The sequence below is a fragment of the Sphingobium cyanobacteriorum genome (genome assembly GCF_030580935.1).
GTDB classification, from domain to species: Bacteria; Pseudomonadota; Alphaproteobacteria; order Sphingomonadales; family Sphingomonadaceae; genus Sphingobium; species Sphingobium cyanobacteriorum.
The window spans coordinates 104,162-117,095 of record NZ_JAUQOM010000001.1 but is presented as its reverse complement, the minus strand read 5'-3'; the positions used below and the strand labels follow the sequence as shown (position 1 = coordinate 117,095).

12 protein-coding genes and 2 tRNA genes are annotated in these 12,934 nt (G+C 64.9%); 8 read left to right on the top strand and 6 right to left on the bottom strand.

Features of this window, described 5'->3' with window-relative positions; all coding sequences use genetic code 11:
• Window positions 1-8 precede the first annotated feature (8 nt).
• From kdpC to Q4610_RS00530, 3 genes are read left to right on the top strand one after another with little or no spacing between them, the layout of a single operon-like run.
• On the top strand, window positions 9-599 hold the full coding sequence (gene kdpC / locus Q4610_RS00540) for a potassium-transporting ATPase subunit KdpC (protein WP_304534076.1): 591 nt from the start codon (window positions 9-11) through the stop codon (window positions 597-599).
• Entirely contained in the window at window positions 596-3,265 is a 2,670-nt protein-coding gene (locus Q4610_RS00535; protein WP_304534075.1) for a sensor histidine kinase, read from the top strand. Before kdpC ends, Q4610_RS00535 begins: the two co-directional genes overlap by 4 nt.
• Window positions 3,262-3,978 carry a response regulator transcription factor gene (locus Q4610_RS00530; protein WP_304534074.1) on the top strand — a complete coding sequence of 239 codons (717 nt, stop codon included), beginning with the start codon at window positions 3,262-3,264 and terminating at the stop codon, window positions 3,976-3,978. The genes Q4610_RS00535 and Q4610_RS00530 overlap by 4 nt, the downstream gene beginning before the upstream one ends.
• Window positions 3,979-4,511: 533 nt before the next feature.
• On the opposite strand, the gene Q4610_RS00525 is transcribed toward Q4610_RS00530, so the two are convergent.
• From Q4610_RS00525 to aroA, 5 genes are all read right to left on the bottom strand, one after another.
• Window positions 4,512-4,802 (bottom strand): integration host factor subunit beta, encoded by a 291-nt coding sequence (locus Q4610_RS00525; RefSeq protein WP_304534073.1) that lies wholly within the window; start codon window positions 4,800-4,802, stop codon window positions 4,512-4,514.
• 178 nt (window positions 4,803-4,980) lie between these two features.
• Window positions 4,981-6,693 (bottom strand): 30S ribosomal protein S1, encoded by a 1,713-nt coding sequence (gene rpsA / locus Q4610_RS00520; RefSeq protein ID WP_304534072.1) that lies wholly within the window; start codon window positions 6,691-6,693, stop codon window positions 4,981-4,983.
• A gap of 167 nt (window positions 6,694-6,860) precedes the next feature.
• Window positions 6,861-7,496, bottom strand: a complete 636-nt coding sequence (gene cmk, locus Q4610_RS00515; RefSeq protein ID WP_304534071.1) for a (d)CMP kinase — start codon at window positions 7,494-7,496, stop codon at window positions 6,861-6,863.
• Window positions 7,493-7,747: a CBU_0592 family membrane protein gene (locus tag Q4610_RS00510; RefSeq protein ID WP_304534070.1), complete on the bottom strand. Its 255-nt coding sequence runs from the start codon at window positions 7,745-7,747 to the stop codon at window positions 7,493-7,495. The genes cmk and Q4610_RS00510 overlap by 4 nt, the downstream gene beginning before the upstream one ends.
• Window positions 7,744-9,084 (bottom strand): 3-phosphoshikimate 1-carboxyvinyltransferase, encoded by a 1,341-nt coding sequence (aroA, locus tag Q4610_RS00505; RefSeq protein WP_304534069.1) that lies wholly within the window; start codon window positions 9,082-9,084, stop codon window positions 7,744-7,746. Before aroA ends, Q4610_RS00510 begins: the two co-directional genes overlap by 4 nt.
• Window positions 9,085-9,113: 29 nt before the next feature.
• Here aroA and Q4610_RS00500 point away from each other — a divergent pair, with 29 nt between their 5' ends.
• The 4 genes from Q4610_RS00500 to Q4610_RS00485 all read left to right on the top strand — a co-directional run bounded on the left by Q4610_RS00500 (window position 9,114) and on the right by Q4610_RS00485 (window position 9,879).
• On the top strand, window positions 9,114-9,245 hold the full coding sequence (locus tag Q4610_RS00500) for a hypothetical protein (RefSeq protein WP_304534068.1): 132 nt from the start codon (window positions 9,114-9,116) through the stop codon (window positions 9,243-9,245).
• Window positions 9,232-9,570 carry a TIGR02300 family protein gene (locus Q4610_RS00495; protein WP_304534067.1) on the top strand — a complete coding sequence of 113 codons (339 nt, stop codon included), beginning with the start codon at window positions 9,232-9,234 and terminating at the stop codon, window positions 9,568-9,570. The genes Q4610_RS00500 and Q4610_RS00495 overlap by 14 nt, the downstream gene beginning before the upstream one ends.
• Window positions 9,571-9,658: 88 nt before the next feature.
• Window positions 9,659-9,734 (top strand) — tRNA-Ala (locus tag Q4610_RS00490).
• A gap of 69 nt (window positions 9,735-9,803) precedes the next feature.
• Window positions 9,804-9,879: transfer RNA gene (locus Q4610_RS00485), tRNA-Ala, on the top strand.
• Between the two features lie 195 nt (window positions 9,880-10,074).
• Here the strand turns inward: Q4610_RS00485 and Q4610_RS00480 are convergent.
• The gene (locus Q4610_RS00480; RefSeq protein WP_304534066.1) at window positions 10,075-12,366 is read right to left on the bottom strand and encodes an ATP-dependent helicase; all 2,292 of its coding nucleotides are present in this window, start codon (window positions 12,364-12,366) and stop codon (window positions 10,075-10,077) included.
• 103 nt (window positions 12,367-12,469) lie between these two features.
• Between Q4610_RS00480 and Q4610_RS00475 the strand changes: the two genes are divergently transcribed.
• The gene (locus Q4610_RS00475) at window positions 12,470-12,868 is read left to right on the top strand and encodes a GFA family protein (RefSeq protein WP_304534065.1); all 399 of its coding nucleotides are present in this window, start codon (window positions 12,470-12,472) and stop codon (window positions 12,866-12,868) included.
• Window positions 12,869-12,934 lie beyond the last annotated feature (66 nt).

Genomic DNA, 12,934 nt, shown 5'->3' with positions numbered 1-12,934 from the left:
ACGGACATATGAACAAGGATCTCATCACCGCCTTTCGCCCGGCGATCGTCATGACATTGCTGTTCGCGCTGCTGCTGGGCATCGCCTATCCGCTGGCGCTGACCGGCATCGGACAGGCGATCTTCCCGGCCCAGGCCAATGGCAGCCTGATCAGGGCGGACGGCAGGGTCGTCGGATCGGCCCTGATCGGCCAGACCTTTGCCAGCGACCGCTATTTCCATTCCCGTCCGTCGGCGGCGGGCAAGGGCTATGACGGCCTTGCCTCCTCCGGCTCGAACCTTGGCCCGACCAGCAAGGCGCTGGTGGAGCGGGTCGAACAGGACATTGCCCAAAACAGGACTGCCTCGCCCGATCGCCCCGTTCCGTCCGATCTGGTGACAGCCTCCGCATCGGGGCTTGACCCCCATATCAGCCCCGATGCGGCTTTTTATCAGGTCGACCGGATCGCGCAGGCGCGGGGCATCGCCCCGGCGCGGGTTCGCGCGCTGGTCGCCGACATGATCGAACGGCCGGTCCTGGGCATATTGGGGGAGCCGCGCGTGAATGTCCTTAAAATCAATCGACGGCTCGACGGCATCGGCGCTAATCAGGCGGAATGAACGACCCGGACCGCCGCGACCCCGAAGCCTTCCTGCGCCAGGCCGCGCAGGAAGGCCGCGGCCGCCTGAAAATCTTCCTCGGCGCAGCGCCGGGCGTGGGCAAGACCTATGAGATGCTGACCGACGGGATGCAGCGGCGCAGGGCGGGCATCGACGTGGTCGTCGGCGTGGTGGAAACCCATGGCCGCAAGGAAACCGAAGCGCTGGTGCAGGGGCATGAGGTCATTCCCCGCCAGCATGTCGACCATCAGGGCCATCGGCTGGGCGAGATGGATATCGACGCCATCCTCGCCCGCCGCCCGCAACTGGCGCTGGTGGACGAACTGGCCCACAGCAATGCGCCGGGCAGCCGCCATCCCAAACGCTATCAGGATGTGGAGGAACTGCTCGACGCCGGGATCGACGTCTATTCAACCGTCAATATCCAGCATATCGAAAGCCTGAACGATGTCGTCGCCTCCTTCACGCGGGTACGGGTGCGCGAAACCGTGCCGGACTCGATCCTGGAGATGGCCGAGATCGAGATGGTGGACATTCCGCCCGACGAACTGATCGAGCGGCTGAAGGAGGGGAAGGTCTATATCCCGCAGGAGGCGACCCGCGCGCTCGGCCATTTCTTCTCCAAATCCAACCTGACCGCCTTGCGCGAAATGGCGCTGCGCCGCGCCGCGCAGGCGGTCGACGCGCAGATGCTGGACTATGTCCGCGCCCATGCGCTGGCCGGCAGCTTCGCGGCGGGCGAGCGCATCCTGGTGGCGATCAGCGAATTGCCGAGCGCGCCGGGGCTGGTGCGCGCGGCCAAGCGGCTGGCCGATGCGCTGAAAGCCCCCTGGTCCGCCGTCCATATCGAAACCCAGCGCAGCCTGACCCTGAGCGAGGCGGAGCGGGCGCAACTGGCCGACACGATGGCGCTGGCGTCGCGGCTGGGCGCGACCACCGCCACCATCGCCGCCCCTTCCGTGATCGACGGGCTGCGCCATTATGTGGCGGATGCCCGCGCGACCCAGATCGTCATCGGCAAGTCGGCGCGGTCCTGGTGGTTCGAACTGCGCCATGGGTCGGTGGTCGATGCGCTGGTGCGCGGGATCGGCGATGTCGCGGTGCATGTCCTGCCCGGCGACGATACGGCGCGCGCCCGGCCGGCAACCAGCGGCCGCAACGCCCGGCAATGGGGCAAGCCGGCCGACTATCTCTGGTCGACGCTGATGATCGCGGCGATGACGGCGTTGGGCCGGTTGCTGGTGGAAACGATCGACCTGGGCAATATCGCGCTGCTCTACCTGGTCCCGGTCATGTTCGCGGCGGCCTCCTTCGGCCTGCGCGCGGGGCTGTTTGCCGGGTTGCTGTCCAGCCTGGCCTATAATTTCTTCTTCCTGCCGCCCACCGGCACGCTGACGGTCAACAACCCGGAAAATGTCGTCAGCATCCTTGTGCTGCTGGGGGTCGCCATCGTCACCAGCCAGTTTGCCGCGCGGGTGCGGGCGCAGGCGGACCTGGCGCAATCGAGCGCGCGCCAGAATGCGGCGCTGGCGGGCTTTTCACGCCAGATCACCGCATCGGCCAGCCGCGAGGAGCTGATGCACGCCATCTGCGCCGAAGTGTCGCGCTTGCTGTCCGTCCGCACCGTGCTGCTGCTGCCGTCGCCGGACGGGCCGCAACTGCGCGCCGCCGTGCCGCCGGAGGACCGGCTGGAGCAGATCGAAAAGGCCGCCGCCCAATGGGCGATGGATAATGAACAGCCCGCCGGGCGCGGATCGTCCACGCTCACAGCGTCCGACTGGCTGTTCCACCCGCTGCGCACCACACGCGGGGTGCTGGGCGTGCTGGGGCTGGCGCGCGAGGACGCCGGGCAACCGCTGCGGTCGGATCAGATCCCGCTGCTGATGAGCCTGCTCGATCAGGCATCCATCGCCTTCGATCGCATGGCGCTGGAGGAGGAGATGCTGGACGCGCGGCAGATATTCGAACGCGACCGGCTGCGATCGGCCTTGCTGTCATCGGTGGGGCATGACCTGCGCACGCCGCTGACCACCATCCTGTCAGCGACGCATGAACTGAAACGGCAATGTCCCTCCGACCTGCTCGACACGGTGGACGCCGAAGCGCGACGGCTCAACCGCTTCGTCGCCAACCTGCTCGACATGGCGCGGGTGGAGGCAGGCGCGCTGCCGCTCAAGGTCGAGCCGACCGACCTGTTCGACGCTGTCGCCGGCGCAGTGCAGGACACGCGCCAGTCGCTGCTGGGGCACAAGGTCGACGTGGATATCTCGCCCGACATTCCGCTGGTCCGGGTCGATCCGACGCTGCTGCACCATTGCCTCATCAACCTGCTCGACAATGCCGGGCGCTATGCCGATCCGGGGACGCCGGTGCTGATCCGCGGCCGCCGCCTGCCCGATGCGATCGCGCTGTCGGTGCTGGACGAAGGGCCGGGCATCCCGCCCGGCGCGGAAGCCCGGATTTTCGACACCTTCACCCGGCTGGAGGGGTCCGACCGGGTCAAGCATGGCACGGGCCTTGGCCTGGCTATCGTCAAGGGCTTTGCCGAAGCGATGGGGCTGCGCGTGGCCGCCGCCAGCAGGACCGATCCGGTCGGCGCCTGCTTCACCATCACCATCCCCCAATCGTGCATCCTGTCAGACCTGCCCCGTGAGGACTTGTTATGAAAACCCGCCACAAGGTGCTGATCGTCGATGACGAACCGCATATCCGCAAGCTGATCCACGCCGCCCTGACCCGCGCCGACTATGCCACGGTGGAAGCGGGCACCGCGCGTGAGGCGCTGGCGCTGCTGAAATCGGAACGGCCCGACATCAGCCTGCTCGACCTTGGCCTGCCGGACCGCGACGGGCTGGAACTGGTGCCCTTGTTCAAGCGGGATTCGGACACGACGCTCATCATCGTGTCGGCGCGCGACGCCACCGATCAGAAAGTGGCGGCGCTGGACCTGGGGGCCGACGATTATCTGACCAAGCCGTTCGACACCGACGAATTGCTGGCGCGGGTGCGCGTGGCGCTGCGCAACCGCATGGCCAAGGATGGCGGCGCGGCCACGGTGCGCGCGGGAGATGTGGAGATCGACCTGCTGGCCCGCACCGTGACGAAGGTCGGGCACGAAGTCCATCTGACGCCCAAGGAATATGCCGTGCTCGCCCAACTGGCGAAATTCCCCGGCCGGGTCATCACCCATGCCCAGATCATGGCCCATGTCTGGCCCAATGAGCATGAACATCATGTCGAATATCTGCGGGTATTGGTGCGGACCTTGCGCCAGAAGCTGGAGGATGATCCGCAGCGGCCGCAGATTATCGGCAATGAACTGGGCATCGGCTATCGATTGCGCTGCATCACCGACGCAGACGGGGAAGGGCGCGCCTGATATCGATTGCCTGGCATCGCCTCCCGGAAAAGGACTGCCGGGATTATACTGCCGGAAAGGGGTGGTGCGGGCGGGGGGACTCGAACCCCCACGGGCAGGGCCCGACGGATTTTCTTACCAGCTACGGCTTTCGCCGCCGCCCGCAAGGGCGTTTGTGGTCTGGACTATCCCTTCACCATGTCCCGGCTGGCCGGGGTTTAGGTGCTGCCCGTCTAGTCTCTACACCTTCCCGAAAGCATGCTTTCGGGCTTGGCTCGGGATTGCCAGATGAAGGTTTCCCCGAATTTGAGCAGTTCTACGTCACAGGTTTCCCCGCGCGCACTCAATGGCCTAAGTCCGTTGCGTCTACCGATTTCGCCACGCCCGCATTACCATGGGCCGCTATAGTCAGCCAAAGCGGAGGAGCCAAGCAGGATATGCGCATCCTCCCCAAAATCATGGCGTCCGTTCGTTTGGCGCACCTGTCCCGGCCGGGTGGGGATTGGGCGCAGGCTTCCCGTTCGCATCCATTGCTGGATAGCGATGGACAGGGTTCAGGCGCCACCCTTCATGTTCAGCCGCTCACGCATTTCCTTGCCCGGCTTGAAATAGGGCACGCGCTTGGCATCGACCGGCACCTGCTCCCCCGTGCGCGGATTGCGACCGGTGCGCGCGTCGCGCGCACGGGTGGTGAAGGCGCCGAATCCGCGCAGTTCGACTCGCCCCCCCGATGACAGTCGATCGACAATCTCCTTGAAGAAAAGATCGACGATCTTCTCCACTTCCTGGAGATTCAGGCCAGGATTTTCCTCGGCCAGTTTCTGGATTAGTTCCGAACGGATCATTGGTTCTCCAGCGCCCCTCTGCTGTGCCCCGCCGCCATGATAGAGAGTCGGCAAGCCGTTGACAATCGGGCAACAAGAAGATCGTTTCACTTTCAGAAGGATATATGTCCGAAAACAGGAAAAAGCCCGCCGGACACTGGTCCGGCGGGCTTTTCTGTCATCTGGAAAGCGGAAGGGTTTAGCCTTCGCTCTTGGCCTTGAGCGCTTCGCCCAGGATGTCGCCCAGCGACGCGCCGCTGTCGGACGATCCATATTGCGCCACGGCCTGCTTCTCTTCGGCGATCTGCATCGCCTTGACCGAGAAGGTCGGCTTCTTGGCGCGGTCGAAGCCCGTCACCATCGCGTCGAACTTCTGGCCGAGCTGGAAGCGTTCCGGGCGCTGTTCGTCGCGGTCGCGGCCCAGGTCGCTGCGCTTGATGAAGCCGGTGGCGCCATCTTCGCCAGCCTGGACTTCCAGGCCGCCGTCGCGGACTTCCAGAACGGTCACGGTGACGATCGCGTTCTTGTTGAGGCCAGCGGCTGCGGCGGTGGTGCCGCCAGCGGCGGGGCCGCCACGCTCAAGCTGCTTCATGCCCAGGCTGATGCGTTCCTTCTCGACATCGATGTCGAGCACGACGGCCTGAACCGTCTCGCCCTTGCGATGCAGCGCCAGCGCGTCCTCGCCCGAAATGCCCCAGGCAATGTCGGACATGTGGACCATGCCGTCCACATCGCCGTCCAGGCCGATGAACAGGCCGAATTCGGTCGCATTCTTGACTTCGCCCTCGACGGTCGAACCGATCGGGTGACGTTCGGCGAAGCTGTCCCACGGGTTCGACTGGGCCTGCTTGAGGCCGAGCGAGATGCGGCGCTTTTCGGGATCGACTTCCAGAACCAGGACTTCGACTTCCTGGCTGGTCGACACGATCTTGCCGGGGTGGACGTTCTTCTTGGTCCAGGACATTTCCGACACATGGACCAGACCTTCGATGCCCGCTTCCAGCTCGACGAACGCACCATATTCGGTGATGTTCGTGACGCGGCCGGACAGCTTGGCGCCGATCGGGTACTTGGCGGATGCGCCTTCCCACGGATCGCTTTCCAACTGCTTCATGCCAAGCGAAATGCGCTGGGTGTCGCGGTTGATGCGGATGATCTGCACGCGCACGGTGTCGCCGATGTTGATCATCTCATTGGGGTGGTTGATGCGCTTGTAGCTCAGGTCGGTGACGTGCAGCAGGCCATCGATACCGCCCAGGTCAACGAACGCACCATAATCGGTGATGTTCTTGACCACGCCTTCGATGATCTGGCCTTCGGCCAGCGTCTGGATGAGGCCGCTGCGCTGTTCGGCGCGGGTTTCTTCCAGAATGGCGCGACGCGACACAACGATGTTGCCGCGGCGGCGATCCATCTTCAGGATCTGGAAGGGCTGCGGAATGTCCATCAGCGGGGTGACATCGCGCACGGGGCGGATATCGACCTGGCTGCCGGGCAGGAAGGCCACGGCGCCGTCCAGGTCGACGGTGAAGCCGCCCTTGACGCGACCGAAGATGACGCCTTCGACGCGCGCGCTCTCGGTGAATTCGGCTTCCAGCTTGTCCCAGGCGGCTTCGCGGCGGGCGCGGTCGCGCGACAGCATGGCTTCGCCATGGGCGTTTTCGACGCGGTCGACATAGACTTCGACTTCGTCGCCGACCTTCAGGTCAGCCTTCTGGCCTGGCGCTGCGAATTCGCGCAGCGGCACGCGGCCTTCGGACTTCAGGCCTACGTCGATGACGGCCAGGTCGTTTTCGATGGCGGTAACGGTGCCCTTGACGACGCGGCCTTCGAAACCGCCGTCCTCACCACCGAGAGAATCATTGAGAAGCGCGGCGAAATCGTCGCGCGAGGGGAATGCCGTAGAGGCCATGGTTGGTCCTTCACTCATCATTGCTGGCCAATCGGTTGTATCCGATGGTCTTTGGCCAAAGCACGCACAGGGCCGAATACCCTGAACGTATCCAAGGGGTTACGGACTGGAACGCGCAGGCTGGATAAGCGAAAAGGGCGCCCGGAATATCCGCGCGCCTTGACGGGTCACGTTTTGCGGCGACCTTCAAGCTGGGCGTCCACAAGCGCGATCGCCCGCTGGACGGCCGCGTCTATAGTCAAATCGCTGGTATCTAGCAAGTCCGCACCTTCGGCGACTTTGAGCGGCGCATGATCGCGGCTCATGTCGCGCGTGTCGCGCGCCTGGATGTCGGCGATCAGGCTGTCCATGTCGGGGTGCAGGCCGTGGCCCAGCGCGTCCTTGTACCGCCGCTCGGCGCGGATATGGACGCTGGCGGTGACGAATATCTTGGCGTCGGCGTCGGGCGCGATCACCGTGCCGATGTCGCGCCCGTCCAGGATCGCGCCGCCCGGTTGCGTCGCGAATGCCCGCTGCCGCTGGACCAGCGCGTCGCGCACGCTCTGATGCACCGACACGCGCGACGCCAGGCTGCCCACCGCTTCGCTGCGCAGCGCCGGATCGGCGAGGATCGCGTCGTCAAAACCGGATGCCGCCAGCGCATCGGCTTCCAGGTCGGGGTCGCCACCGGCCTTCAGCACCGACAGGCCGACCGCGCGATAGAGCAGGCCGGTGTCCAGCACCGGCAGGCCATAATGGCGGCCCAGCGCCTTGGCGATGGTGCCCTTGCCCGATGCAGCGGGGCCGTCGACGGCGATGATCATGGCTTTTTCCTTCTCAGCCCGTTGCCCAGCCCCAGCAGGGCGATCGCGGCCCAGACCACTTCCAGCGCCATCGACGCCAGGTTGAAATGCACCGTCAGCGACCAGATCAGCAGCAGCGATCCCACCAGGTTCAGCAGGTTGAAAATGGTGAAGTTCATCACCTTGGCCATATTGCTGTAGGCATAGGCGACGACCATGATCGCGCTGCCCAGCAGGCCGACGATATTGGCCCAGTCCCAATCGAAGCTCATGCCCATGCCCCCAGCGACTGGAGCAGCGGCAGGAAGGTGGGGAAGCTGGTCGCCACCGGCCGCATGTCGTCGATCGTCACGCCGCCTTGCGACACCAGGCCCGCGACCGCGAAGCTCATGGCGATGCGATGGTCCAGCTTCGTCGCGATCGGCCCGCCACCGGGTAACGGCGCGCCGCCGCTGCCCTCGATGATGATGCCGTCCTCCAGTTCCTCCACCGGCACGCCGATCGCGCGCAGCCCTTCCGCCATGGTGGCGATGCGGTCCGATTCCTTGACGCGCAGTTCCTCCAGCCCGCGAAACACGCTGCGCCCTTGCGCCAGCGCGGCGGCGATGAAGGCGACCGGATATTCGTCGATCATGCTGGGCGCGCGGGCGGGATCAGGCTCGACGCCGCGGAGCGCCGACGCGGTGACGATCAGGTCGCCGACCGGCTCGCCGCCAACTTCACGCGCATTCACGATTTCGATTGATCCGCCCATTTCGCGCAGCAGGTCGATCAGGCCCGCGCGCGTGCCATTCAGGCCGACATTGGCGATCGTCACCTGCGATCCGGGCACCAGCAGGGCTGCGATCATCGGGAAGGCGGCGGACGAAGGATCGCCCGGCACGACGATCTGCTGTGGCCGCAATTCCGCCTCGCCGGCCAGCGTGATGATCCGGGTGCCGTCCGCCTCCACCTCGACATTCAGGTCGGCGCCGAACCCCTTGAGCATCCGCTCGCTATGGTCGCGGGTCGGGATCGGCTCGACGATGCGGGTGATGCCCGGCGCGTTGAGGCCGGCCAGCAGGATCGCGGACTTCACCTGCGCCGACGCGACCGGCAGCCGATAGTCGAGCGGCACGGCCGGGCAGGCGCCCTTCATCGTCAGCGGCAGGCGATTGCCGGGGCTGGCGGTAAAGCTCGCCCCCATGCGCGACAGCGGTTCGGTCACGCGCGCCATCGGCCGCTTGCTCAGGGATGCGTCGCCCACAAAGGTTGCGGTCAGGTCATGGCTGGCGAGCAGGCCCATCAAAAGGCGCGTCGACGTGCCGCTATTGCCCATGTCCAGCGCCGTCTCCGGTTGCAACAGCCCGCCGACGCCCACGCCATGGATATGCCAGACCCCGTCCGCGTCCCGCTCAATCCGCGCGCCCATGGCGCGAAGGGCGGCGGCGGTGGCCAGCACATCCTCGCCCTCCAGCAGTCCTTCGACCCGGCTATGCCCGACCGCGAGCGCCGACAGCATCAGCGCCCTGTGGGAAATGCTCTTGTCGCCCGGCACGGTGACGCTCCCGCTGAGCGCGGGCGCGGCCGAGAAGGTGCGGGGGGCAGGCTGATCGGAATGCTGGGTCACGGGATGTCCGTTGTCATGAAAGCGAAAAAATGCGAGCGGCTTTTGACAGCGCGGTCCCGCTATGGCAAGGCGCGCGTCGCTTCGCGGGCGACCTGGTCGCGCCGCGTGATTTTACGTTCATGGTATCGAAGAAGGAACAGGCCGGACATGGTGAAGGCTGAATGGGGCACGAAGCGGACTTGCCCGAAATGCGCGACTCGCTTCTACGACCTGGGCAAGGATGATCCCGTAACCTGCATCAATTGTGGTGCGGCCTGGGAACCGGAGCCGGTGCTGAAGTCGAAGCAGCCGCTGCCATATGAGGAAGCCGCGCCCAAGAAGGTGATCGAAACCGCCGATGGCGAACTGGAGACGGCCGACGACGATCTGGACATTGATCTGGACGTGGATGACGATGGCGATTCGCCCGACAATGACGTGGATCTGGGCGGTGACGACGACCTGGGTGTCGATGCCGGCAGCAATGACGACAGCGACGATATTTAAGTGAAATTTCCGCTTGCCAACGGGGTCGCCTGACCCTAGAGGCAGCGACCTCCGAAGCGCCGGACCCAAACGGCGCTTCACTGGTTACGGGGCCTTAGCTCAGCTGGGAGAGCGCCTGCATGGCATGCAGGAGGTCAGCGGTTCGATCCCGCTAGGCTCCACCAGTTTTTCTGCCGACGGCGATTTGCCGGACATGGCATGACCTTTTGGTCGCGGTTTTCACCGCGCCGGATGGGGCCTTAGCTCAGCTGGGAGAGCGCCTGCATGGCATGCAGGAGGTCAGCGGTTCGATCCCGCTAGGCTCCACCAGTTTTTCGACAAAAAGAAAATGTCGGGGGCATTTCCCTGAAAAACTCGCCGAGCAAAGCGAGGGTGACACGACCTCGCTTGTTTCCCCTAACCATCGCTCTTTCGCCGTACGTCCGCATCGTCGATAGATGCAAGCGCCTCCTGCTTCAGAATGAGGCTCAATGCGGCCTTCAGTTCGTCAGTCGTCATGGGGCATCACCCCACGCTCACGAAACTATCCATCACCCGCTTGCGCCCGGCCGTCTCGAAATCGATCTCCAGCTTGTTGCCCTCGATCTCCGCGACCGTGCCATAGCCGAATTTCTGATGGAACACGCGCAGGCCCACGCTCATGTCGCTGCGCCCTTTGTTGCCGATCGACACTGCCGACGCGCGCGCCTCCACGATCCGCACCGGCTCGCGGCTGAACTGCCCCTCGGCCTGCGCCCGCTGCCATCCCGGCCCGCGCCCGGTGCCGCGCCCGACATGGGCGAAGGGGTCGTCACGTTCCGACCAGTTGGCCCGCCACAGCGACGCGCCGCCGGTCATGCTGCTTTCCTCCTCGACATGTTCGGGCGGCAATTCACCCACGAAGCGTGACGGGATGCTGCTGGTCCACTGGCCATAGATGCGCCGGTTGGCCGCATGCAGGATGGTGCAGCGCTGCCGCGCTCGCGTGATCGCGACATAGGCCAGCCGCCGTTCCTCCTCCAGGCTGTTCTGCCCGCCTTCGTCCAGCGCGCGCTGCGACGGGAAAATCCCTTCCTCCCACCCGACCAGAAATGTCGTGTCGAATTCCAGCCCCTTGGCCGCATGGATGGTCATGATCGTGACCTTGGCCGTCTCCGCCTGCGCCTCATTGTCCATGACCAGGGAGACATGCTCCAGAAACGCGCCCAGCGTCTCATATTCCTCCATCGCCCGCGCCAGTTCGGATAGGTTTTCCAGCCGCCCCGCACTCTCGGTGCTGCGTTCGGCCTGCAACATCGCGGTATAGCCGCTTTCGTCCAGTATCTGCCGCGCCAGTTCGGCATGGGGCAGGGTGGCCGCTCGGTCGCGCCAGCGCGCCACATCGCCCACGAACGCGCCCAGCGCCCGCCGCGCCTGCGGTGTCAGTTCGTCGGTGTCGATGATCCGCGCCGCCGCCATCGCCAGCGGTATCCCCTCCGCCCGCGCCAGCCGGTGCAGCTTCTCCACCGCCTTGTCGCCAAGGCCGCGCTTGGGCATGTTGACGATCCGCTCGAACGCCAGATCGTCGGCAGGCTGGTTCACCAGCCGCAGATAGGCCAGCGCGTCGCGGATTTCCGCCCGCTCGTAAAATCGAAATCCGCCCACGATGCGGTAGGCCAGGCCGATCTGGATGAAGCGATCCTCGAACTCGCGCGTCTGGTGCTGCGCCCGCACCAGTATCGCGACCTGATCCAGCGATCCGCCGGCCCGCTCGATCCGCTCGATTTCCTCGCCCACGCGCCGCGCTTCCTCCGGCCCGTCCCACACGCCGATGACGCGCACCTTCTCGCCCACGTCGATGTCGGTCCACAATGTCTTGCCCAGCCGGTTGCCATTTTCGGCGATCACCCCTGACGCCGCGCCCAATATATGGGGTGTCGACCGATAATTCTGTTCCAGCCGGATGATCGCCGCGCCCGGAAAATCCTTTTCGAACCGCAGGATATTGGCAACCTCTGCGCCGCGCCATGAATAGATGGACTGGTCATCATCGCCCACGCAGCAGATATTCTTGCGCACCTGCGCCAGCAGCCGCAGCCACAGATACTGGCTGCTATTGGTGTCCTGATATTCGTCCACCATGATGTAGCGGAATTTCCGCTGATATTGTTCCAGCACATCGCGATGCTTTTTCAATATTGTCAGAACATGTAGCAACAAGTCCCCGAAATCGCAGGCATTTACCGCGCGAAGCCGTGCCTGATATGCGGCATAGAGCGTCTGCCCCCTGCCATTGGCATAGCCCTCGCTTTCCCCCGCGCTCACATCGTCGGGGGTCCAGCCCTTGTTCTTCCACTGGTCGATCAACCCGCCCAGTTGCCGTGCCGGCCAGCGTTTTTCGTCAATCCCCTCCGCCTGGATCAACTGCTTCATCAGCCGCAACTGATCGTCGGTATCCAGGATCGTGAAATTGGATTGCAGCCCGACCAGTTCGGCATGGCGACGCAGCATCCTGGCCGCGATCGCATGAAATGTGCCGAGCCAGGGCATTCCCTCCACCGCCGGGCCGATCATCCTGCCCACCCGCTCGCGCATTTCCCGCGCCGCCTTGTTGGTGAAGGTGACGGCCAGGATTTCCGATGGCCAGGCACGCCGCGTCCCGATCAGATGGGCGAGCCGTGCGGTCAGCGCCGCCGTCTTGCCCGTTCCTGCGCCGGCCAGCACCAATACTGGTCCCTCGGTCGTCAGCACGGCCTCCCGCTGGGGGGCGTTCAGCCCTTTCAGATAGGGCGGGTCGTTGGGAGAGGGGGCTGGGGGGGAAGGGGCTGGCAGCGTCATCTACGATCAACTAGGGGCAGGGGGCAGGATGGGCAAGGGCGCGCCCTTGCGGCGAAGGTCTTTCTATGAGAACAAAAGGCGAATCATGCAAGGGAGTTGAAAGATGGTGACAGGGAAATGCCAGTGCGGCGCGATCCGTTATGAAGTGGACGGCCAGCCGGCGCACAGCGCCATCTGCCACTGTGCCGATTGCCGGGCCAGTTCCGGCGCGCCGATGGTCGGATGGGCACTTTTTGAAGAAGGCCAGGTACGGATCGAAGGGGAAGCCGTGCGTTACCAGTCCTCCGAACTGGCGACCCGTCATTTCTGTGGCACCTGCGGCACCGGACTCTTCTACACCAACCCCACCATCTTTCCGGGCGGGATCGATATCCAGACGAGCACGCTCGATGACCCTGACAGCTTTCCTCCGCAGGCGCACATCCAACTGGCCGAGGCGCAGGGCTGGGTTCGGCATATGCACGACCTGCCGAAGTTTGATCGTTTCCCTGGCGAGGAATGATCGGCTTCGGCTGGTCGCATGACGGGAACCTTTGGTCGCCGGTGACAGGAACGGCAGGCGCTGTCC

What these genes read in the sequence shown, in the direction of transcription:
- rpsA (WP_304534072.1), bottom strand. Translation starts at nt 6,693, where the DNA reads ATGGCCTCTACGGCATTCCCCTCGCGCGACGATTTCGCCGCGCTTCTC.
- Q4610_RS00530 (WP_304534074.1), top strand. Translation starts at nt 3,262, where the DNA reads ATGAAAACCCGCCACAAGGTGCTGATCGTCGATGACGAACCGCATATC.
- kdpC (WP_304534076.1), top strand. Translation starts at nt 9, where the DNA reads ATGAACAAGGATCTCATCACCGCCTTTCGCCCGGCGATCGTCATGACA.
- Q4610_RS00495 (WP_304534067.1), top strand. Translation starts at nt 9,232, where the DNA reads ATGGTGAAGGCTGAATGGGGCACGAAGCGGACTTGCCCGAAATGCGCG.
- Q4610_RS00480 (WP_304534066.1), bottom strand. Translation starts at nt 12,366, where the DNA reads ATGACGCTGCCAGCCCCTTCCCCCCCAGCCCCCTCTCCCAACGACCCG.
- cmk (WP_304534071.1), bottom strand. Translation starts at nt 7,496, where the DNA reads ATGATCATCGCCGTCGACGGCCCCGCTGCATCGGGCAAGGGCACCATC.
- Q4610_RS00500 (WP_304534068.1), top strand. Translation starts at nt 9,114, where the DNA reads ATGCGAGCGGCTTTTGACAGCGCGGTCCCGCTATGGCAAGGCGCGCGT.
- Q4610_RS00510 (WP_304534070.1), bottom strand. Translation starts at nt 7,747, where the DNA reads ATGAGCTTCGATTGGGACTGGGCCAATATCGTCGGCCTGCTGGGCAGC.
- Q4610_RS00535 (WP_304534075.1), top strand. Translation starts at nt 596, where the DNA reads ATGAACGACCCGGACCGCCGCGACCCCGAAGCCTTCCTGCGCCAGGCC.
- Q4610_RS00475 (WP_304534065.1), top strand. Translation starts at nt 12,470, where the DNA reads ATGGTGACAGGGAAATGCCAGTGCGGCGCGATCCGTTATGAAGTGGAC.
- Q4610_RS00525 (WP_304534073.1), bottom strand. Translation starts at nt 4,802, where the DNA reads ATGATCCGTTCGGAACTAATCCAGAAACTGGCCGAGGAAAATCCTGGC.